Source organism: Streptomyces sp. NRRL F-5123 (assembly GCF_000721495.1).
In the GTDB taxonomy this organism is placed as follows: domain Bacteria; phylum Actinomycetota; class Actinomycetes; order Streptomycetales; family Streptomycetaceae; genus Actinacidiphila.
Genome location: NZ_JOHY01000002.1, coordinates 383,034 through 402,856 on the forward strand (window position 1 = coordinate 383,034; position 19,823 = coordinate 402,856).

18 protein-coding genes are annotated in these 19,823 nt (G+C 73.0%); 13 read left to right on the top strand and 5 right to left on the bottom strand.

Features of this window, described 5'->3' with window-relative positions; translation table 11 throughout:
* Positions 1-205 precede the first annotated feature (205 nt).
* Entirely contained in the window at positions 206-769 is a 564-nt protein-coding gene (locus IH54_RS0103570) for a bacterial proteasome activator family protein (protein WP_031512784.1), read from the top strand.
* Positions 770-1,100: 331 nt separating this feature from the next.
* Here the strand turns inward: IH54_RS0103570 and IH54_RS0103575 are convergent, their stop codons facing one another.
* On the bottom strand, positions 1,101-2,681 hold the full coding sequence (locus IH54_RS0103575) for a protein kinase domain-containing protein (RefSeq protein WP_052397018.1): 1,581 nt from the start codon (positions 2,679-2,681) through the stop codon (positions 1,101-1,103).
* Between the two features lie 321 nt (positions 2,682-3,002).
* On the opposite strand from IH54_RS0103575, the gene IH54_RS0103580 reads away from it, so the two are divergent.
* A complete protein-coding gene (locus tag IH54_RS0103580; RefSeq protein WP_031512786.1) occupies positions 3,003-4,556 on the top strand; it encodes a protein kinase domain-containing protein in 1,554 nt (517 codons plus the stop codon).
* A gap of 6 nt (positions 4,557-4,562) precedes the next feature.
* On the opposite strand, the gene IH54_RS0103585 is transcribed toward IH54_RS0103580, so the two are convergent.
* Together IH54_RS0103585 and IH54_RS0103590 are read right to left on the bottom strand one after the other, a co-directional pair.
* Positions 4,563-5,606: a phosphotransferase gene (locus IH54_RS0103585; RefSeq protein ID WP_031512787.1), complete on the bottom strand. Its 1,044-nt coding sequence runs from the start codon at positions 5,604-5,606 to the stop codon at positions 4,563-4,565.
* Between the two features lie 263 nt (positions 5,607-5,869).
* The gene (locus tag IH54_RS0103590) at positions 5,870-6,481 is read right to left on the bottom strand and encodes a response regulator transcription factor (protein WP_420711704.1); all 612 of its coding nucleotides are present in this window, start codon (positions 6,479-6,481) and stop codon (positions 5,870-5,872) included.
* 432 nt (positions 6,482-6,913) lie between these two features.
* Here IH54_RS0103590 and pdhA point away from each other — a divergent pair, with 432 nt between their 5' ends.
* The 8 genes from pdhA (at position 6,914) to IH54_RS0103630 (ending at position 14,228) form a co-directional block, all read left to right on the top strand.
* Positions 6,914-8,086: a pyruvate dehydrogenase (acetyl-transferring) E1 component subunit alpha gene (gene pdhA, locus IH54_RS0103595; protein ID WP_031512789.1), complete on the top strand. Its 1,173-nt coding sequence runs from the start codon at positions 6,914-6,916 to the stop codon at positions 8,084-8,086.
* 2 nt (positions 8,087-8,088) lie between these two features.
* Positions 8,089-9,066 (top strand): alpha-ketoacid dehydrogenase subunit beta, encoded by a 978-nt coding sequence (locus IH54_RS0103600; RefSeq protein ID WP_031512790.1) that lies wholly within the window; start codon positions 8,089-8,091, stop codon positions 9,064-9,066.
* An 11-nt stretch (positions 9,067-9,077) separates the two neighbouring features.
* Positions 9,078-10,508 (top strand): dihydrolipoamide acetyltransferase family protein, encoded by a 1,431-nt coding sequence (locus tag IH54_RS0103605; RefSeq protein WP_031512791.1) that lies wholly within the window; start codon positions 9,078-9,080, stop codon positions 10,506-10,508.
* A gap of 153 nt (positions 10,509-10,661) precedes the next feature.
* A complete protein-coding gene (locus IH54_RS0103610; RefSeq protein ID WP_031512792.1) occupies positions 10,662-10,856 on the top strand; it encodes a hypothetical protein in 195 nt (64 codons plus the stop codon).
* Between the two features lie 77 nt (positions 10,857-10,933).
* The gene (locus tag IH54_RS0103615; protein WP_052397019.1) at positions 10,934-11,479 is read left to right on the top strand and encodes a GNAT family N-acetyltransferase; all 546 of its coding nucleotides are present in this window, start codon (positions 10,934-10,936) and stop codon (positions 11,477-11,479) included.
* A gap of 119 nt (positions 11,480-11,598) precedes the next feature.
* Positions 11,599-12,135, top strand: a complete 537-nt coding sequence (locus tag IH54_RS0103620; protein WP_031512794.1) for a hypothetical protein — start codon at positions 11,599-11,601, stop codon at positions 12,133-12,135.
* A gap of 81 nt (positions 12,136-12,216) precedes the next feature.
* Positions 12,217-12,891, top strand: coding sequence for a GntR family transcriptional regulator (locus IH54_RS0103625; RefSeq protein WP_031512795.1), 675 nt, complete (start codon positions 12,217-12,219; stop codon positions 12,889-12,891).
* On the top strand, positions 12,888-14,228 hold the full coding sequence (locus IH54_RS0103630; RefSeq protein ID WP_234343331.1) for an MFS transporter: 1,341 nt from the start codon (positions 12,888-12,890) through the stop codon (positions 14,226-14,228). Before IH54_RS0103625 ends, IH54_RS0103630 begins: the two co-directional genes overlap by 4 nt.
* Positions 14,229-14,323: 95 nt before the next feature.
* Here the strand turns inward: IH54_RS0103630 and IH54_RS0103635 are convergent, their stop codons facing one another.
* Positions 14,324-15,148, bottom strand: a complete 825-nt coding sequence (locus IH54_RS0103635) for a maleylpyruvate isomerase family mycothiol-dependent enzyme (protein ID WP_031512797.1) — start codon at positions 15,146-15,148, stop codon at positions 14,324-14,326.
* Between the two features lie 134 nt (positions 15,149-15,282).
* Here IH54_RS0103635 and IH54_RS0103640 point away from each other — a divergent pair, with 134 nt between their 5' ends.
* Positions 15,283-16,083, top strand: coding sequence for a carbon-nitrogen family hydrolase (locus IH54_RS0103640; RefSeq protein ID WP_031512798.1), 801 nt, complete (start codon positions 15,283-15,285; stop codon positions 16,081-16,083).
* A 139-nt stretch (positions 16,084-16,222) separates the two neighbouring features.
* A complete protein-coding gene (locus IH54_RS0103645; RefSeq protein ID WP_031512799.1) occupies positions 16,223-18,088 on the top strand; it encodes an NHL domain-containing thioredoxin family protein in 1,866 nt (621 codons plus the stop codon).
* A gap of 10 nt (positions 18,089-18,098) precedes the next feature.
* Here the strand turns inward: IH54_RS0103645 and IH54_RS0103650 are convergent, their stop codons facing one another.
* Positions 18,099-18,350 (bottom strand): hypothetical protein, encoded by a 252-nt coding sequence (locus tag IH54_RS0103650; protein WP_031512800.1) that lies wholly within the window; start codon positions 18,348-18,350, stop codon positions 18,099-18,101.
* A 216-nt stretch (positions 18,351-18,566) separates the two neighbouring features.
* Between IH54_RS0103650 and IH54_RS0103655 the strand changes: the two genes are divergently transcribed.
* Entirely contained in the window at positions 18,567-19,790 is a 1,224-nt protein-coding gene (locus tag IH54_RS0103655) for a hypothetical protein (protein ID WP_159011627.1), read from the top strand.
* The last annotated feature ends 33 nt before the right edge of the window (positions 19,791-19,823 follow it).

Here is a 19,823-nt window from a genome sequence, read left to right on the forward strand (position 1 = left end):
CGGGCCGACGGCTGAGGGGGCCGACGGCTGAGGAGCTGAGCGGGCCGACGGCTGAGGGCAAGGGCAGGCACGTGGCAGGCACGTGGCAGGCAGGCGCCGGGGAGGTGCTGGGAAGCGCCGGGCCGTGTCCGGTGGCGCGCGGGCCGTGTGGGAGCAGGAGGGGGTCACACGGCCCGCGCGGACGGAGGTGCGGGACAATGGCGGCATGGAGATGCCGATGAACGAACGCTCGCCGGAGAGCTCGCACAATCCGCAGGTCCTGGTCGTCGGGCCGGACGGCATGGCCCTGGGCGGCGGTGCCGGGAGCGCCGACGGCGAGGAGGGGCGGGAGATCCCGGTCACGGAGATGGTCGAGCAGCCTGCGAAGGTGATGCGGATCGGCAGCATGATCAAGCAGCTCCTCGAGGAGGTGCGGGCGGCTCCGCTGGACGAGGCGAGCCGGGTGCGGCTGAAGGAGATCCACGCCAGTTCGGTCAAGGAGCTGGAGGCCGGGCTCGCGCCGGAGCTGGTGGAGGAGCTGGAGCGGCTGTCGCTGCCCTTCACCGACGACAGCGTGCCGAGCGAGGCCGAGCTGCGGATCGCCCAGGCGCAGCTGGTCGGCTGGCTGGAGGGCCTCTTCCACGGCATCCAGACCGCGCTGTTCGCCCAGCAGATGGCGGCGCGCGCGCAGCTGGAGCAGATGCGCCGGGCGCTGCCGCCGGGGGCGCTCGGCCACGAGGAGGAGCTGGACGTCGGCCACCCGGGCTCGCGCTCGGGCCCGTACCTCTGAAAGACGTCTGGACGCCGCCCCGGGCCCGTACCGGCGGCAACGGCCGCGGTACGGGTCGGCGGGTACGCCCTACGTACGGGTCGGCCGGTACGCCCGTACGTACGGGCCAGTCGTTACGCCCGTATGCCCGTACCGGTACCGCGCGGGCCCCTCGCCCGGGAAGAAGCACCGCGGGCCCGGCCCCTCTTCCGAGAGGACGGGCCCGCGCGGTGAGCGGAGGGGGCGGCGACAGGCGCCCGGCGGTGGCCAGTGCTGTGACCGGGAGGGTTCACCGGCTTGCGACGCCCGGCACGGCACCTCGCTGCGTTGCCGCATCGACCGAGTAGGCCCACTACGAGGCCGATCCGTTGGCGGCCTTCATGCAGGCGACGGCGGAGTCGACGTAGATCGAGGTGAAGTCGGGCATCGTCATGACGTCGGGCTTGCCGGGGTTGATCAGCTCGTTGTGCGCCTCGGTGCACTCGCTGAGCTCGATGGTGCGGGTCTGGTCGCCCATGATGACGCCGTCGCCGCTGGCGGTGGGCTCCGCGGTCCCGGTGGTCGCGGTGGGGTTCGGGGCGGCCGTGGGGCCGGGGTCCGGCTTGCCGCCGCCCTGCGTCGCGAGGACGACGGCGATGATGACGACGATCACGACGCCCACCACCGCGGCGCCCACGATCAGCGGGGTGTTGCGCTTGCGGCCGCCGCCCGGTCCGCCCGCCCCCGGGCCCATGCCGCCGCCCATGTGGCCGCCGCCCATGTGCTGCTGCGGTATGCCCTGCATCGAGGGCGGCGCGCCCATGCCGTACGCGGTGCTCGGCGGCGGGGTCTGGGCGGCGCCCTGCTGCGGGTAGCCGTAGGCGGAGGGCGGCGGGGTGTGCGGCGCGTAACCGGACTGCGGGGCGGGCGTCGTCGGCGCGTACGGCGTCTGGAGCTGCGGCGGCGGGGTCTGCACCGCCCCCTGCGCGGACGGGAAGACGGAGTTGGCGACGCCCTCCCCGCGGCTGCCGGTCACGGCGTCGCCGGAGAGCTGCGGCATCGCGTTCTGCGCGGTGGCGGCGAGGACGCGGTCGGTCTCGTCGTGCATGGCGTCGGCGGTCGGGAAGCGCTCCGCCGGGTTCTTGCGCAGCGCGCGGGCCACGAGCGCGTCGACGGCCGGGCTCAGCGCGCGGTTGAAGCCGGACGGCGCCGGGGGCGTCTCCTGGACGTGCTGGTACGCCATCGCGAGCGGCGAGTCGGCGTCGAAGGGGAGCCGCCCGGTGAGGAGTTCGAAGAGCATGCAGCCGACCGAGTAGAGGTCGGAGCGCTCGTCGACGCCGCGCCCGAGGGCCTGCTCCGGGGAGAGGTACTGCGGGGTGCCGACGACCATGCCGGTCTGCGTCATCGAAGTGACGCCGGACTGCATGGCCCGCGCGATGCCGAAGTCCATGACCTTGACGACGCCGCGCCGCGTGATCATCACGTTGCCGGGCTTGATGTCCCGGTGGACCAGGCCCATTTCGTGGCTCACGGCGAGGGCGGCGAGCACGTCGCCGACGATCTTCAGCGCCTTGTCGGCGGGCATCGCGCCGTACTGCGCGACGTCCGCGGCGAGGACGTCGCCGAGCGGCCGGCCCTCGATGTACTCCATGACGATATAGGGGACGACCTGACCGTCGATCGTGTCCTCGCCGGAGTCGAAGACCGAGACGATGTTGGTGTGGTTGAGCTTCGCGACGGACTGCGCCTCGCGGCGGAAGCGCTCGCGGAAGGACTGCTCGTGCCCGAGGTTGGTGTGGAGGGTCTTGACCGCCACCGGCCGGTCGAGCACGGTGTCGTGCGCCAGATGCACGGAGGCCATGCCGCCCTGGCCGAGCAGGTTGCGCAGCACGTAGCGCCCACCGCCCACCGAGCGCCCCGTGTAACCGCCGCCCTGCGTGGCGTCCCCGCTCATCAGTACCGCTACCCCCATGAAGGTCCGACGGGATGACACACGTCCCCGAGCTTGCCCGCTCAGTCTGGCCGATCGCACGGGCACGTCAAGTTCGTTGACCATCTCGTCACCTGATACGCATCGGTCGCATACAGAACGCGGAACTTTCCCGGGTACGGGGTCGGTCCACGGCCGCGGGGTAGGCGTCGTAGGAGGGCCTGCGGCACCGGGCTGCAGGGGTGCACGGGTGCGCCCGTCCCTCGGACACGGGCCGTGGCCGCCGGCGGAAAAGCGGTACGGTGGCGCACCAGACCAAGCGAAGGCGAACGACGGCGAGGACTGATGGTCGACCCGAACGAGACGGCCGCGGGCACCGGAGCGTCGGAGACCTCCCTCCAGCAGTGGGGCACGGGCTCCGTTGTCGGCGAGGGCCGCTACCGGCTGACCCGGCGGCTCGGCCGCGGTGGCATGGCCGAGGTCTTCGCGGCCGAGGACGTACGGCTGGGCCGGATCGTCGCCGTCAAGCTGCTGCGCGGCGACCTCGCCGAGGACCCCGTCGCCAAGGCCCGCTTCACGCGCGAGGCGCAGGCCGTCGCAGGCCTGAACCACCACGCCGTCGTGGCCGTCTACGACTCCGGTGAGGACCGCACACCCAGCGGCACGGCCCCTTACATCGTGATGGAACTCGTCGAGGGCCACACGATCAAGGACCTGCTCACCAGCGCCACCCCGCCGCCCGTCGACCAGGCGCTGCTGATCGTCTCCGGCGTGCTGGACGCCCTCGCGTACAGCCACCAGCACGGCATCGTGCACCGGGACATCAAACCCGCCAACGTGATCATCACCACGGGCGGCGCCGTCAAGGTCATGGACTTCGGCATCGCCCGCGCCCTGCACGGCGCCGCGAGCACCATGACGCAGACCGGCATGGTCATGGGCACCCCGCAGTACCTCTCCCCGGAGCAGGCGCTCGGCAAGTCCGTCGACCACCGCAGCGACCTCTACGCCACCGGCTGCCTGCTCTACGAGCTGCTCGCGCTGCGCCCGCCCTTCGTCGGCGAGACCCCGCTGTCCGTGGTCTACCAGCACGTCCAGGACGAGCCGCGGCTCCCGTCGCAGATCAGCGACCGCGTGCCGCCCGAGCTGGACGGACTGGTGCTGCGCTCGCTGGCCAAGCAGCCGGAGGAGCGCTTCCAGAGCGCGGAGGAGATGCGCGGCGTCGTCGGCTACGCCCACCAGGCCCTCACCCAGCAGGGCGGCTGGACCGGCGGCATGTGGGACACCGGCGCGATCACCGCGGTCCTCCCCGAGGGCCAGGGCCACGCCCCCGGCGGCTACCGCCCGGACGGCCGCAGCGGCAGCACCGCCGAGCTGAACGCCCCCCTCGTCCCCGGCGTCGTCGGCGGTACGGGTACGGGCGCGGGCCCCGGCGGCAGCGGCAACGGGAGCGGCTACGACGACGAGCGCGGCGGGGGCAGCGGCAACCGCTGGCTCAAGCCGGTGCTCTTCACGGTGGCCGCGGTGCTGGCCGTGGTCATCGGCGTCGTCCTCGCCACGCACGGCAACGGGAACGGCGACAACCCGGCCGACAACCACCAGCCGTCGTCGTCCACGAGCGCGCCCGCCGACCAGCCGAGCGACAACCAGCCCACGGACCAGCAGACCGACGAGCCGAGCGACACCGGCGCGCCGACGGACGACCCGACGAAGCCGAGCTGGACCCCGTCGCCGAGCACGCCGCCCTCGACCCCGGCGACGACGCCGCCGACCAAGGACACGCCGACGTCGTCGCCGACGAAGAGCACGCCGTCGCCGACCAAGCCCACGCAGACGGACACCCCCACCGGCACGCCCTCCGGCACGGCCACTCCCCCGGACGAGGGCACCACACCCTGACCCCCGCTACCCCGCGAACGCGTCCAGCACCGCTTCGTACTCCCCCGTCCACCACACGGCCAGCGCCGAGGCCGCGGGGAAGAGCGGGTCGGAGCGCAGGTCGCGCTGCTCGTAGCGCCACTGGAGCATCCAGAAGTCGTTGAGCCGCTCCCACCACACCCGGTGGACGGCGGCCGCGACCTCGTCCTCGCCGGCGCCGGAGGCGAGCCGGTACGCACGGGCGTACGCGCGCACCTTGCGCAGGTCGAGGCGGCCGTCGACGGGGTGGACGAAGAAGATCGCGGCGGCCCGGACCGCCTCCTCGGCGCGCGGCTGGACGCCGAGCCGGTCCCAGTCGACGATCGCGGCGGGCTCGTCACCCCGGTAGAGCAGGTTGAGCGGGTGGAAGTCGCCGTGCACCCAGCCCTGCACCCCGCCCTCGGGCGCGGGGGCGGGCGGGCGGCGGTGGGCGTGCCGCCGGAGGAGTTCGCGCCGCTCCACCAGACGGTGCTCGGCGAGCCGGTCGAAGGTGTCGTGCGGGCGGTGCGCGCGGGCGAGGGCGAGCAGCCGCTCGATGTCGGCGTAGGTGGCGTCGGGGTCGGCGCTGGGGCGCGGGCCCGCGGCGGGCGGCGGCTGGACGCGGGCCAGCCCGGTGTGGACGAGCCCGAGCAGGATGCCGAGCCGCCGGGACTGGTCGGCGTCCAGGTCGGTGCCCTCGCGGTGGGTGCCGTCGATCCACGGGAAGAGGGCGTAGCCGACGCCGCCGTGCAGGGTGACCGTGCGGCCGTCGGTGGCGCGCAGGGGCGCGGCGGCGGGGAGGCCGAGGCGCGCCAGGCGCCGGGTGGCGCGGTGCTGGCGCACGATGGTCGCGGGGGCGGCGGTGTCCGCGGAGATGTACTGCTTGAGGAAGTAGCGGCCTCTGGTGGTGGTCACCCGCCAGCCGCGGTTGAGCAGTCCCCGGGGGACGGCTTCGCAGGTCAGCGGTTCGCCCGCGTCCTCGTACCGGTGCAGCAGCGCGGACAGCGCAGCCCGCGTGTGCGGCTCCGTTGCCGTGCCCGTCACGAGTGTCAGCGTAGATCAACGGGCGCGGCCGTTCGGGCGAGGTGGCGCCACCCCGTCTCGACCTGCTAATGGCAGCCTTACGCCTTTTGCGCCGCCTTACACCCCCGCGCCCGCGCCCCTCGTACGGCCCGCGCCCCTCGTACGGCCCGCGCCCCTCGTACGACCCGCGCCGCCCGTACGACCCGAGCCCCTACCGCGCCCCTCGCGTGGCCTGAGCCCGCCCGCGACCCGAGCCCCTGCCGCGGCCTGAGCCCGCCCGCGACCCGCGGCCCTCACGTCGCCCCCGCCCCCTGCGCCCCGCGCGCCATCCCCAGCTTGTGCAGCAGCTGCGAGACCTGCCGCCGTACCGTCCGCTCGTCGAGCCCGGCGTGCTCGGCGATCTCGCGGTTGGTGAGGCCCTCCCCGATGAGGTCCAGGAACTCCCGCTCGCGCGTCGACAGCCGCCCCGGCCGCTCCTCGGGCTCGCCGCTGCGCGCGCCGCCCTCCCGGAGGCGCTCCAGCACCTCCGCGGTGGCGGCCGGGTCGATGAGGGAGTGGCCTGCGGCGACCTCGCGCACCGCGCTGATCAGGTCGTCGCCCGTGATGACCTTGGGGACGTAGCCGGCCGCGCCGCCCATGACGGCGTCGAAGAGGGCCTCGTCGTCGGCGAAGGACGTGAGCATCAGGCACTTCACGGACTCGTCGTGCGAGCGGATCTCCCGGCAGGCCTCGACGCCGCTGCCGTCCGGCAGCCGTACGTCCAGGACGGCGACGTCCGGATGGGCGTCCGGCACCCGGTCGACGGCCTCGGCGGTGTCGGAGGCCTCGCCGACGATCTCGATCGACGGGTCACCGGACAGCAGCCGGTTCACCCCGCGCCGGACGACATCGTGATCGTCCACCACGAATACCCGTATATGACCGTCATGCCCTTTTTCGCTCACGCCCCCAGCGTCGCACCCCTCGGCGGCCACCGCCTCCCGCAGGCGCGCTCCCTGCCGCCCCTTACGGTTGTCCGCCATTCGAGATACGGTGCGATTGTCCCGGTGGCCTGCGGCAATAAACGATTGCCCGGCCCGAATGCGCGAGGCTCGCGCAGTTACTAGGAAATCCAAGCAAAACCGCAGGTCGGACGGCTTAGCGCGAATGCTGGACTTGTGGGTAACGTCTGTAGTTGCAGGCCATTCGCCGGGACGCTGTCAGCCCTGGGCTCGGTCATGCCGCACACACCCCGTGCGTCCCGCCGGACCAGGTGTGCCGCCTCCCGTGGACGCGGGAAAGCGGCTCCATCCTGCTCCCCGGCAGATCCCGGGGGCCGGACAGACGGAGGAGCGAACGTGAGCGTGAAGAGCACTGCCGACGGCGGTGCCCCCGCGAAAAGGGGGCGGACGACCCGCGCAGCCGCCGCGAAGCGCCGTAGTGGTGAGCCCGGGCTCGTCCAGCTGCTGACCCCGCAGGGTGAGCGCGTCGAGCACGACGACTACGCGATCGACCTGACGGCGGAAGAGCTGCGCGGCCTGTACCGGGACATGGTCCTGACCCGCCGTTTCGACGGCGAGGCGATCACCCTGCAGCGGCAGGGCGAGCTGGGCCTGTGGGCGTCGCTGCTGGGCCAGGAGGCCGCGCAGATCGGCTCCGGCCGGGCCACCCGCCCCGACGACTACGTCTTCCCGACCTACCGCGAGCACGGCGTGGCCTGGACGCGCGACGTCGACCCGCTCAACCTGCTGGGCATGTTCCGCGGCGTGAACAACGGCGGCTGGGACCCCAACGAGAACAACTTCCACCTCTACACGATCGTGATCGGCTCGCAGACGCTGCACGCCGCGGGCTACGCCATGGGCGTGGCCAAGGACGGCGCGGACTCCGCGGTGCTGGCGTACTTCGGCGACGGCGCCTCCAGCCAGGGCGACGTGGCGGAGGCCTTCACCTTCGCGGCGGTCTACAACGCGCCCGTGGTCTTCTTCTGCCAGAACAACCAGTGGGCGATCTCCGAGCCGACCGAGAAGCAGTCCCGCGTGCCGATCTACCAGCGCGCCGCGGGCTACGGCTTCCCCGGCGTGCGGGTGGACGGCAACGACGTGCTGGCGGTGCTCGCGGTCACCCGGGCGGCCCTGGAGCACGCGCGCAGCGGGCAGGGCCCGATGCTGGTGGAGGCGTTCACCTACCGGATGGGCGCGCACACCACGACCGACGACCCGACCCGCTACCGCAGCGAGGAGGAGCGCGAGGAGTGGGCGTCGAAGGACCCCATCGCCCGGCTGCGCGCCTACCTCGACCGCGAGGGCCTGGCCGACGAGGACTTCTACACCGGGATCGACACGGAGAGCGACGCGCTGGCCAAGCGCGTCCGCGAGGGCGTGCGGAACATGCCGAACCCGGGCCCGATGGCCATCTTCGACAACGTCTACGCGGACGGCAGCTCGCTCGTCGACGAGGAGCGCGCGCAGTTCGCGGAGTACCTCGCGTCCTTCGAAGAGGACGGCGCGACCGCAGGACAGGGGCACTGATCATGACGCAGACAATGGCAGTGGCCAAGGCCCTGAACGAGTCCCTGCGCAAGGCGCTGGACAACGACCCCAAGGTCCTCGTCATGGGCGAGGACGTCGGCCGCCTCGGCGGCGTCTTCCGCATCACCGACGGCCTGTACAAGGACTTCGGCGAGGGCCGGATCATCGACACCCCGCTCGCCGAGTCGGGCATCGTCGGCACCGCGATCGGCCTGGCGCTGCGCGGCTACCGGCCGGTCGTGGAGATCCAGTTCGACGGCTTCGTCTTCCCCGCCTACGACCAGATCGTCACCCAGCTGGCCAAGATGCACGCCCGCGCGCTCGGCAAGATCAAGCTGCCGGTCGTCATCCGCATCCCGTACGGCGGCGGCATCGGCGCGGTCGAGCACCACAGCGAGTCGCCCGAGACGCTCTTCGCGCACGTGGCGGGCCTGAAGGTGGTCTCGCCGTCGAACCCCTCGGACGCGTACTGGATGCTCCAGCAGGCCATCGAGTGCGACGACCCGGTGATCTTCTTCGAGCCCAAGCGGCGCTACTGGGACAAGGGCGAGGTGAACACCGAGGCGGTCCCGATCGGGCTGCACTCGGCGGTCGTCGCGCAGCAGGGCACGGACGTCACGCTCGTCGCCTACGGGCCGATGGTGAAGGTGTGCCTGGAGGCGGCGGCAGCGGCGGCGAACGAGGGCCGTAGCCTGGAGGTCGTGGACCTCCGCTCGCTCTCCCCGATCGACTTCGACACCGTGCAGGCGTCGGTGGAGAAGACCCGGCGGCTGGTCGTGGTGCACGAGGCACCCGTCTTCTACGGCTCGGGCGCGGAGATCGCGGCACGTATCACCGAGCGCTGCTTCTACCACCTGGAGGCGCCGGTGCTCCGGGTCGGCGGCTTCCACGCGCCTTACCCGCCGGCCCGCCTGGAGGACGAGTACCTCCCCGGTCTGGACCGGGTGCTGGACGCCGTCGACCGGTCGCTGGCGTACTGAGGGAGAGGGTTGTGACTACCGTGACCGCACAGGCGCAGCGCTTCCGTGAGTTCCGGATGCCGGACGTCGGCGAGGGCCTGACCGAGGCCGAGATCCTCAAGTGGTACGTGGCGGTGGGCGACACCGTGCACGACGGCATGGTGATCTGCGAGGTGGAGACGGCGAAGGCGGCCGTCGAACTGCCCATCCCCTACGACGGGGTGGTACGCGAGATCCGCTTCGACGAGGGCACGACGGTCGACGTCGGCACGCCGATCATCGTGGTGGACGCCGGGGGGGACGAGGCCGGGCCCGAGACCGTACCGGCGCAGCCCGCGCCGGAGCCGGCCGCCGCCGAGCCCGCGCCCGCCGCGGAGCCTGCGGCCAAGCGCGAGGCGGTACTGGTGGGGTACGGCGTCGCGCCGTCCTCCACGACCCGCCGCCCGCGCAAGCAGCCCCCGGCCGCGCCCGTGTCCGCCCCGCTCAACGGGCACGAGGCGGCCTCCCCGGCTCCCCCCGCCTCCCCCGCCGCTCCGGCGGCCCCCGAGAGCCAGGCGGTCCCCGCCGCCCCGGCCGCCCCGGCCGAACGCCCGCTGGCCAAGCCCCCGGTGCGCAAGCTCGCCAAGGAGCTGGGCATCGACCTGGCCACCGTCGTCCCCACCGGCCCGAACGGCGTCGTCACGCGCGAGGACATCCGCGCCGCGGCCGCGCCGCCCGCGCCGCTCCCCGCCGCACCGCTGACGGCACCGGCGGCGGCGGGCGCGCGCGAGACCCGTACGCCGATCAAGGGCGTGCGCAGGGCCACCGCGCAGGCCATGGTGGCGAGCGCGTTCACGGCCCCGCACGTCACCGAGTTCGTGACCTTCGACATCACCCGGACCATGAAGCTGGTCCAGGAGCTGAAGGAGGACCGGGCCTTCGTGGGCCTCAAGGTCAGCCCGCTGCTGCTGGTGGCGCGGGCGCTGCTGGTCGCGATCCGGCGCAATCCCGCGGTCAACGCGACCTGGGACGAGGACGCGCAGGAGATCGTCCAGAAGTCCTACGTCAACCTCGGCATCGCCGCGGCCACCCCGCGCGGCCTGATCGTCCCCAACATCAAGGACGCGCAGGACAGGACGCTGCCGGAGCTGGCCGCCGCGCTCGGCGAGCTGGTGGCGACGGCCCGCGAGGGGAAGACCGCGCCCGCCGACATGCAGGGCGGAACGGTCACGATCACCAACGTCGGCGTCTTCGGCGTCGACACCGGCACGCCGATCCTCAACCCCGGCGAGTCCGCGATCCTCGCCTTCGGCGCGGTGAAGCTCCAGCCGTGGGTGCACAAGGGCAAGGTCAAGCCGCGGCACGTCACCACGCTCGCGCTGTCCTTCGACCACCGGCTGGTCGACGGCGAGCTGGGCTCGAAGGTGCTCGCGGACGTGGCGGCGATCCTGGAGCAGCCCAAGCGGCTCATCACCTGGGCGTGAAATCCGGGCGTGAACCGGCCGGCGCGCTCCGGGCGTGAACCCCGGGGCGGCGTCCTGCGAAAGAGTGGGGCGGGTGCGGACGTACTGACGTCCGGACCCGCCCCTTCTGCGTGTTTCCGCCGCTCCGCAGGCGAATTGTGCTGCTATCGCCCCATGGTCGTCCACGTCTCCGTCATCGTGCTGCTCTTCGTCATCGTCGGGCTGCTCATGCACAACAAGAGCCTCAAGGTCAGCCATGCGATCGTGGCCGGTCTGCTCGGCTTCTGCCTGGCGAGCTCCAGCATCGCGCCCACGATCCAGTCGACCGTCGCCTCCACCGCGGACCTGGTCAGCACCATCCGCCCCTGAACGAGGCTCTGGACGAGGCCCCGCACGAGCCCTTGAACGACGGCCACTTGGGATCATCGCGGTCATACGATGAACGGATGATCGACACCCAGGGCAACCACGCCCCCGACGCCGTGTCCCTGCGCCCGATCACCGAGGACGACCTCCCCGTGATCAACGGCCACCTCGCCGACCCCGCCACCTCCGGCCCCTTCCAGTGGTTCGGCTGGCCCGACCCGCACCGCTGGAAGCGCGACTGGGAGCAGAACGGCATCCTCGGCCCGGACGGCGGCCGTCTCCTCGTCGTGCGCGGCACCGAATCGCTCGGCTTCGTCTCCTGGCGGAAGATCCCCCGCGGCATCTCCTTCCACTGGAGCATGGGCGTCATGCTCTGGCCGCACGCCCGCGGCCGCGGCGCCGGCACGGAGGCCCAGCGCATCCTCGTCCGCTACCTCTTCGACAACACCCTCGCCGTCCGGGTCGAGGCGGACACCGACATCGAGAACATCGCCGAGCAGCGCGCCCTGGAGAAGGCCGGATTCACGCGCGAGGGCGTGATGCGCGCGTCCACCTTCCGCGAGGGCCGCTGGCACGACAACGTCCTCTACGCCATCCTCCGCGACGACCTCCCGCCCGCTCCGTGACCGCCGGCTGAGTCCCCGGCGCGTCACGGCACCCCGATCTGGCCGGGCGGGGCGCGCGGTGGGACGATGTGAGCGTGTTCCCGCCTGCGGGGCGGGACTTGTCCGGGGGGACGGGCGCGATGGGGGACGACGCAGAAGCAAGTGAGCCGGAGGGCGGCTACGAGGTGTGGTCGAGCTGGGGATGGGGGACGGTCGCGCGCACCGCGGTCGTCGCCGGGATCGTCACCGTGACCATGCTCAATCCGGTGGACTGGCAGGTGACACCAGGCTCCGTGACGTTGGGGTGCTACTTCATGGCGTGGGGGGCGTTCTTCGTCGGCCAGCAGCACGCGCTGCACCGGCGGGGCTGCCTGCTGCGGATCGACGCGGCCGGGCTGACCGTGGCCGGGGAGCCGACCGTGCCGTGGCGGGAGCTTCGCAAGGCCGAGGCGCGGCGCGGGGCGGTGGTGTTCTTCCCGTGGTCCTCGGCGACAGAGCTGCCGTTGCTGCCGGTCGGGCTGAAGGGCCTGGCCATGGTGGAGTGGCGCCGCCGCAGGCGGCTGATGAAGCGGTTCGGTTCGCCGCTGGTGGTGCCCACGCGCCTGTACGGGGTGCGGCGCGCCGAGGTCGTCGCGGCGGTGCGTCATTACAGCGGGGCCGTGCCCGTCTTCGAGTGACCGCCTCCGCCGGGGGCGTACCGTCCGCATGGCGGACCGGCGCGCCCTCCTGACCGCTGTTGTATCTATGATGTGCGCATCATGGATACCGTCACCGCGCCCCCCGGCAGTACCGCCGTCAAGTCGCCGCCCGCCGCCGAGCGGGTCTACCTGCACGTCAAGGCCGGGGTGCTGGACCGCAGCTACGAGGGCGGGACGCTGCTCACGGAAGGGGATCTCGCCGAGGCCGTCGGGGTGTCGCGCACGCCCGTGCGCGAGGCGCTGCTGCGGCTGGAGGCGGAGGGGCTGCTCAAGCTCTACCCGAAGAAGGGCGCGCTCGTGCTGCCGGTCTCCGCGCAGGAGATCGCCGACGTCGTCGAGACCCGGCTGCTGGTGGAGCAGCACGCGGTGGCCAAGCTCGCGGGCGCGCTGCCCGAACCGCTCGCGGCGCGGCTGGAGGAGCTGCTGGCCGAGCAGCGGCTGCACGCCGCCGCCGGGGACCTCGCGGCCTTCGCGGTCGCCGACCGCTGCTTCCACGCCGAGATCGTCCGCGCGGCCGGCAACCGCATCCTCGCCCAGCTCTACGACCAGCTCCGGGACCGGCAGCTGCGGATGGGGGTGGCCACGATGCACGCCGAGCCGAGCCGGGTCGCCAAGAACATCGAGGAGCACGCCGAGATCCTGGACGCGCTGCGCGGCGCGGGCGTCGGCGAGGCGAAGGCCGCGGTCTCCCGGCACCTGGTCCGCGTCAACACGCTGGCGCGGGGGGAGTCGTGACGGCCGGCGGTGAACCCTCCAGGGGTGGCATACGCGCGCTGCCCGGTGATCCGCCGGGCGGCCGGCGGGCGGTGCTGGTGTGGAGCGTCGGCACCCTGGTCTACCTCGTCGCGGTGGTGCACCGCACGAGCCTCGGCGTCGCGGGCATCGACGCCGCCGACCGCTTCCACATCGGCGCCTCCGCCCTCTCCTCCTTCTCGATCCTCCAGGTGCTCGTCTACGCGGGGATGCAGATACCCGTCGGCCTGATGGTGGACCGGCTCGGGACGAAGAAGGTGCTCACCCTCGGCGCGCTGCTCTACACCGCGGGCCAGCTCGCCTTCGGCCTGTCGCACTCCTACGGCACGGCGCTCGCCGCCCGCGCGGTGCTGGGCTGCGGCGACGCGATGACCTTCGTGAGCGTGCTGCGGCTCGGCTCGCGCTGGTTCCCGGCCCGCCGCGGTCCGATCATCGCGCAGACCGCGGCACTCTTCGGGGTGGCGGGCAACCTCGTCTCGACCGTCCTGCTGGCCCGGCTGCTGCACTCCGCGGGCTGGACCCCGACCTTCCTCGGCTCGGCGGTCGCGGGCGCGTTCGTGCTGCTGCTCATGGCGGTCTTCCTCAAGGACCACCCCGAGGGATACGAGCCCGCGCCCGCCGAGCACGCCGGAGCCGCGTACGTGAAGCGGCAGATCGCGGCGGCCTGGGCCGAGCCCGGCACCCGGCTCGGCATGTGGACGCACTTCACGACGCAGTTCCCCGGCATGGTCTTCCTGCTGCTGTGGGGCATGCCCTTCCTCGTCGAGGCGCAGGACCTCTCGCGCGGCGCCGCGGGCGGGCTGCTCACCCTGGTGGTGCTGGCCAACATGGGGTTCGGCGTGGTCTTCGGCCAGCTGATCTCCCGTCAGCACCGGGCGCGGCTGCCGCTGACGCTCGGCGTGATCGCGGTGACCGCGGTGACCTGGGCCGGGGTGCTGGCCTGGCCCGGCGGGCACGACCCGATGTGGCTGCTGGTGGTGCTGTGCGTGGTGCTCGGCGCGAGCGGCCCCGCGTCGATGATCGGCTTCGACTTCGCCCGCCCGGCCAACCCGCCGGAACGCTTCGGCACCGCCTCCGGCATCGTCAACATCGGCGGCTTCGTCGCCTCCATGCTCACCCTGCTCGCGATCGGGGTGCTCCTGGACTCCACCGGCGACAACTACCGCGTCGCCTGGTGCAGCATCTTCGTCATGGAGGCGGTCGGCCTCACGCAGATCCTCCGGCTGCGCCGGGCCAGCGAGCGGCTGGAGCGCGAGCGGATCGCGGTGAGCCGCGTCGAGAGCGTCCACCGCACGCCCGCGGCCGTCGGCGGCGAGTAGCCCCCGTACGTACGCCGAACGGGTGCGGGTCCACGAAGGACCCGCACCCGTTCGGCGTACGCAGCGCGGTACGTGACCGCTCGCGCGGCCACGGCTCAGCGCGTCACGGCGATGTGGCGCAGGATCGCGTCGGCGAGGTCGGCGTCGCCCTCGATCTTGACCTGGCCGGTCACCGCGGCCGGGCGGACCCGGCCGGTCAGCAGCCGCAGGAAGGTCTCCCAGTCCAGGACGAAGGTCACCGCGGGGCCCAGCGACACCGCGGAGTCGATCGAACCGCGGCCCTCGGCGTTCACCCGTACGGTGCGCATGAACTCCAGCGGGCCGTGCACGTCGAAGACCACCGCGGAGCCCGGCTCGGCGCCCGCGTCGTGCGCGACCAGCTTCGGCAGCGACCGCAGCACGTAGTCGCGCGCCAGCACCGCGCCCGCCGACGCCAGGTTGCCCGGCTTGTCGAGCGCCCGCCGCAGGTCCTGCTCGTGCACCCAGACGTCGAAGACGCGGCCCCACAGCTGCTCCTCCAGCGTCGTCTCGCCGCCGCTGATCGCCCGCACCTGCGCGTCCGGCTGCCGCGACTCGTTGCGCAGCTGCCGCGACCTGCGGATGATCGTGTACTCCAGCTCCGACGTCATCTCCGGGGCGGTGTGGTGCCGCCGGATGTCCACCGGCACCTCGGTGTAGCGGGCCGCCTCGGAGGTGATGTGCCGCAGGTCGCTGGGAAGGGTGTGGATCGGGCGCGGATCGCCGAGCAGTTCGCACTCGAAGCCGATGAGGTGGGACACGACGTCGCGCACCGACCAGTACGGGCACTCCGTGGGGCGGTTCCATTCCCCCTCGGCAAGGGGCGACACCAGCTCGTTGACGGATTCGATGGAGTGGGTCCAGGCGTCTATGTACGGCTGGAGCTTGCTGTGGACGGTCACGGGACCCCTCGACGGATCGGTGCGCGGTCGTGGCGGTTGGCGCCTAAGTTACGCTGCGCGCGGGCGCCCACGCAGTGCTTTCGAGTGACGATGGTAGGCCCGGCTTGACGACCCAACGTATGGGCGGTGTCCAGGTGCGCGCAACGCTAGTCCAGATCGATGTCGACCCGTCGCAGACGCCCGCGCGGCGACGGGAGCGAGCGGCCGCGCTCGTCCGCGCCCAGGCGGGTGCGGATCTTGTCGTCCTGCCCGAATTGTGGCCCGTCGGAGCGTTCGCCTCCGACGACTTCGCGGCGGAGGCGGAGCCGGTCGACGGCGGGCCCACCGCCGAGGCGATGAGCGCTGCCGCGCGGGACGCCGGGGTGTGGCTGCACGCCGGGTCGATCGTCGAGCGCGACCCCGAGGGGCCGCTCTACAACACGGCGCTGCTCTTCTCGCCGGACGGCGAGCTGGTCTCCGCCTACCGCAAGATCCACCGCTTCGGCTTCGACAGCGGCGAGGCCGCGGTGCTCGACGCGGGGCGGACCGTGGTGACGGAGCGTCTGCCGTTCGGCGTCGTCGGGCTGGCGACCTGCTACGACCTGCGTTTCCCCGAGCAGTTCCGGCTGCTCGTGGACGGCGGGGCCGAGCTGCTGGTCCTGTGCGCGGGGTGGCCGGCGCGGCGTCTGGACCACTGGCGCGTCCTCGTCACCGCGCGGGCGGTGGAGTCGCAGGCGTACGTCCTCGCGTGCGGCACCGCCGGGACCCACGCCGGTGTGGAGCAGGCCGGGCACAGCATGGTCGTCGACCCCTGGGGCTCGATCCTCGCCGAGGCCGGCCCCGGCGAGCAGGTCCTCACCTGCGAGCTCGACCCTTCGCGGGTGGCGGCCACGCGGCGGGACTTCCCGGTCCTGCGCGACCGCGTGCTCCCCGTTCCGCCGCCCGGCACGCTCTGACCCGGCCCTTGCGGCGGGCGTCGCGGTCTTCCCGCCGTCGTGGCCGGTCTCCGGCTCCGCGCCGATGACGAGCAGTTTCTCCCGCGCCACGTATTTCGGGCGGGAATGCCTCCCCCGGGAAATGTTGTTGGATGGGGACATGACTGCACGTGCACGCGTCCGGGCGCCCGAGCTGACCGGCAGGGGCGGCTGGCTGAACACCGGCGGGGCCACCCCCTCCCTCGCCGACCTCCGCGGGTCGATCGTGATCCTGGACTTCTGGACCTTCTGCTGTGTGAACTGCCTGCACGTCCTGGACGAGCTGCGGGAGCTGGAGGAGCGGCACCGGGACACCGTGGTGATCGTCGGTGTGCACTCGCCGAAGTTCGTGCACGAGGCCGAGCACGACGCCGTGGTGGACGCGGTGGAGCGGTACGAGGTGCACCACCCCGTGCTGGACGACCCGGACCTGGCCACCTGGAAGCAGTACGCCGTACGGGCGTGGCCGACGCTCGTGGTGATCGACCCGGAGGGCTACGTCGTCGCGCAGCACGCCGGCGAGGGCCACGCGCACGCGCTGGAGCGGCTCGTCACGGAGCTGGAGGCCGAGCACGCCGCGAAGGGCACGCTGCGCCGCGGCGACGGCCCGTACGTGCCGCCGGAGCCGGTGGCGACGGACCTGCGCTTCCCCGGCAAGATGCTGGCGCTGCCGGGCTCGGGCCACTACCTGGTGTCGGACTCGACGCGGCACGCCCTGGTGGAGCTGGCCGCGGACGGCGAGAGCGTCGTGCGGCGGATCGGCAGCGGTGTGCGCGGCCTCGCGGACGGGGACGCAGCGACCGCCCGCTTCAGCGAACCGCAGGGGCTCGCGATGCTGCCGGACGGCAGCGTGATCGTGGCGGACACCGTCAACCACGCGCTGCGCCGGCTGGACCTGGAGAGCGGCGTCGTGACGACGGTCGCCGGGACGGGCCGCCAGTGGTGGCAGGGCTCGCCGACCGCGGGCCAGGCGCTGCAGGTGGACCTGTCGTCGCCGTGGGACGTCGCGTGGTTCGAGGACCGGGTGTGGATCGCGATGGCGGGCGTGCACCAGCTGTGGACGTACGACCCGGCGACCGGCCGCGTCGAGGTCGCCGCGGGCACCACCAACGAGGGCCTGGTCGACGGCCCGGCGCACGAGGCGTGGTTCGCCCAGCCCTCCGGGCTCACGGTCTCGGGCGAGCGAAGCGAGAGGGGTGCACCCCCGGCCGGAGGCTGGGGGAGGCTGTGGATCGCCGACTCCGAGACCTCCGCCCTGCGCTGGGCCGAGCGCGCGGCCGACGGCGAGGGCTACGTCATCCGTACGGCGGTGGGCACCGGACTGTTCGACTTCGGCCACCGCGACGGCCCCGCAGGCCAGGCGCTGCTCCAGCACCCGCTGGGCGTGACCGGGCTGCCGGACGGCTCGGTCGCGGTGAGCGACACGTACAACAACGCGCTGCGCCGCTACGACCCCGTCACCGGCGAGGTCAGCACGCTCGCGACCGACCTGCGGGAGCCGTCCGACGCGGCGGTCGTGGCCGGGGACATCGTCGTCGTGGAGTCCGCCCGGCACCGGCTGACCCGGCTCCGGCTGCCGGAGGAGGCGGTGCGCGTCGAGGGCGTCGCCCACCGCACGCAGCGGACCGCGACCGACGTGGCCCCCGGGGCCTTCCGGCTGGACGTCGTCTTCTCGGCGCCCACCGGGCAGAAGCTCGACGAGCGGTACGGCCCCTCGACGCGGCTGCTGGTCAGCGCGACCCCGCCGGAGCTGCTCACGGAGGGAGCGGGCAAGGGCACCGACCTCTTCCGCGACCTGGTGCTCGACCCCTCCGTGCCGGAGGGCGTGCTGCACGTCTCGGCGATGGCGGCGTCCTGCGACGACGATCCGGCCAACGAATACCCCGCGTGCCATGTGCACCAGCAGGACTGGGGCGTCCCCGTGCGGCTCGCCGACACCGGCGACTCACGCCTGGCCCTGGTGCTGGCGGGCATGGACGAGGGCTGACGCCACAGGTTCAGTAGCGCGGCCCCGGGTACCGCTCGTCGGAGTAGTAGCGCTCCTCGACGACGGGCGGCACGTCGCCGTCCCGCGTCGGCGGGATGGCGCGGCGCTTGAAGATGCTCACGTACGCGGCGAGTCCGATCACGCCCACCGCCATCATGATCAGCCCGACCAGATCCAGGTTGACGCCCTTGGCGTGCCAGTTCGTCGCGAAGGTGAGAATGCCACCCGCGGCGATCAGGATGATGCAGCCTCCGATACCCACGGTGTCCGCCTCCAGAGGTGGAATTCGTCCGGGTTCCTACGTGCTGTCCTGTTGGATCGCCTTCCCTGCCCGCGGAGTTGCATGCGCTCCGTAGCGTTTTCGCCGATCCCTCCGCGGCAGCGGCGAATTGGCGTGTCACCTCGGGGCGGGGCTGCGCGTGAGAAGAGCGGACGGAACACTCCGTCGCAGCTCGGATCGGAGAACTCGCGTATGCGCATGCGGACTTCAGCCGCCGCCGCCGTGGTGGCCGCCGCCGCCCTGATCGCCACCGGCAGTCTCACGGGCACAGCCTCCGCCGCAGGAGGCGGCGTCCAGGCGACACTCACCCCCCAGAGCGTGCCGGCCGGCCCCGGGCGGCTGTTCACCACCACCCAGATCGACGCGCACGTCACCTGGGCCGGTGGCCTGCGGTCGCAGATGGTCGGCAAGGCGCAGGAGACCACGCCGTTGCTGCTCAGCAGGGACGACCGCAACGGCAGCGGCTGGCAGGAGGTGCCGCTGCCCGCGTACGGCGGCGACAACGAGGTCAACTCGATAGCCACCGTGCCCGGTTCGGGCGGTCGGGACACGTGGGTGGTGGGCCTGGCCGACAGCTCGCAGGGCGACGGCCTGCCCGGCCGCGGCAACCCCGGCCCGATACTCGCGATGCACTGGGACGGCACCTCGTGGCAGTCGCTGCCCGCGCCGCTCCCGGCCGATTCCGAGTTCGGCGGTTTCACGCAGGTCGGCGCGGTCGCGGCGGACGACGTGTGGGCGGTCGGCTGGGCGCAGGTCCTGGACAGCGCGACGCCCAACCCCGACAAGCCCGGCGGGTACATCATCGAGGACCACTTCGAGGCGCTGGCCGAGCACTGGGACGGCCACACCTGGACCCGGGTCGCGATGCCGGACGCCGACAACTTCGTGCCCAACCGGATGGCCGTCGGCCCCGACGGCGACCTGTGGGCGGCCGGCTACGACGGGCAGAACGACGTGCCGGTCGTCCAGCACTGGAACGGGCAGGCGTGGAAGGCCGAGACGCTGCCCGCCACCGGGCTCGCCGGTGAGATCTACGCGATCGGCGTGGACGCGTCCGGCACCCCGTGGGCCATGGGCCGCACGGTGCTGACCGAGACCGACACCGGGCACGCGCTGGTGCTGCGCAAGACCGGCGGTGTGTGGCGCAAGGTGCAGGTGCCGGCCTCCGCCGGACAGATCCAGGCCCTTGCCTTCACCCCGCAGGGCGTCACCGTGACCGGCAACCAGGTCGGTGCCCCCGACGCCTACGCGATGGCGTACGACGGGAAGGGCTGGCGCAAGCTGGCGCTGCCGAAGGAGGACGGGACGATCCTGCTCAGCGGCGCCTCCTACAGCCCCGGGCAGGGCCTGACCCTCGTCGGTGACGTCGAGCCGACCGCCGACCCGCTCAACCCCACCCTGCTGGTGCTCAGCGACCGCTGACCGCCGCCAGGCCGAAACGGACCGCGGGCCCGC

Bases quoted from the DNA above. Each gene is read 5' to 3' on its own strand.
- IH54_RS0103570 (WP_031512784.1), top strand. From the start codon at position 206: ATGGAGATGCCGATGAACGAACGCTCGCCGGAGAGCTCGCACAATCCG.
- IH54_RS0103575 (WP_052397018.1), bottom strand. From the start codon at position 2,681: ATGAGCGGGGACGCCACGCAGGGCGGCGGTTACACGGGGCGCTCGGTG.
- IH54_RS0103580 (WP_031512786.1), top strand. From the start codon at position 3,003: ATGGTCGACCCGAACGAGACGGCCGCGGGCACCGGAGCGTCGGAGACC.
- IH54_RS0103600 (WP_031512790.1), top strand. From the start codon at position 8,089: ATGACGCAGACAATGGCAGTGGCCAAGGCCCTGAACGAGTCCCTGCGC.
- IH54_RS0103610 (WP_031512792.1), top strand. From the start codon at position 10,662: ATGGTCGTCCACGTCTCCGTCATCGTGCTGCTCTTCGTCATCGTCGGG.
- IH54_RS0103615 (WP_052397019.1), top strand. From the start codon at position 10,934: ATGATCGACACCCAGGGCAACCACGCCCCCGACGCCGTGTCCCTGCGC.
- IH54_RS0103620 (WP_031512794.1), top strand. From the start codon at position 11,599: ATGGGGGACGACGCAGAAGCAAGTGAGCCGGAGGGCGGCTACGAGGTG.
- IH54_RS0103625 (WP_031512795.1), top strand. From the start codon at position 12,217: ATGGATACCGTCACCGCGCCCCCCGGCAGTACCGCCGTCAAGTCGCCG.
- IH54_RS0103645 (WP_031512799.1), top strand. From the start codon at position 16,223: ATGACTGCACGTGCACGCGTCCGGGCGCCCGAGCTGACCGGCAGGGGC.
- IH54_RS0103655 (WP_159011627.1), top strand. From the start codon at position 18,567: ATGCGGACTTCAGCCGCCGCCGCCGTGGTGGCCGCCGCCGCCCTGATC.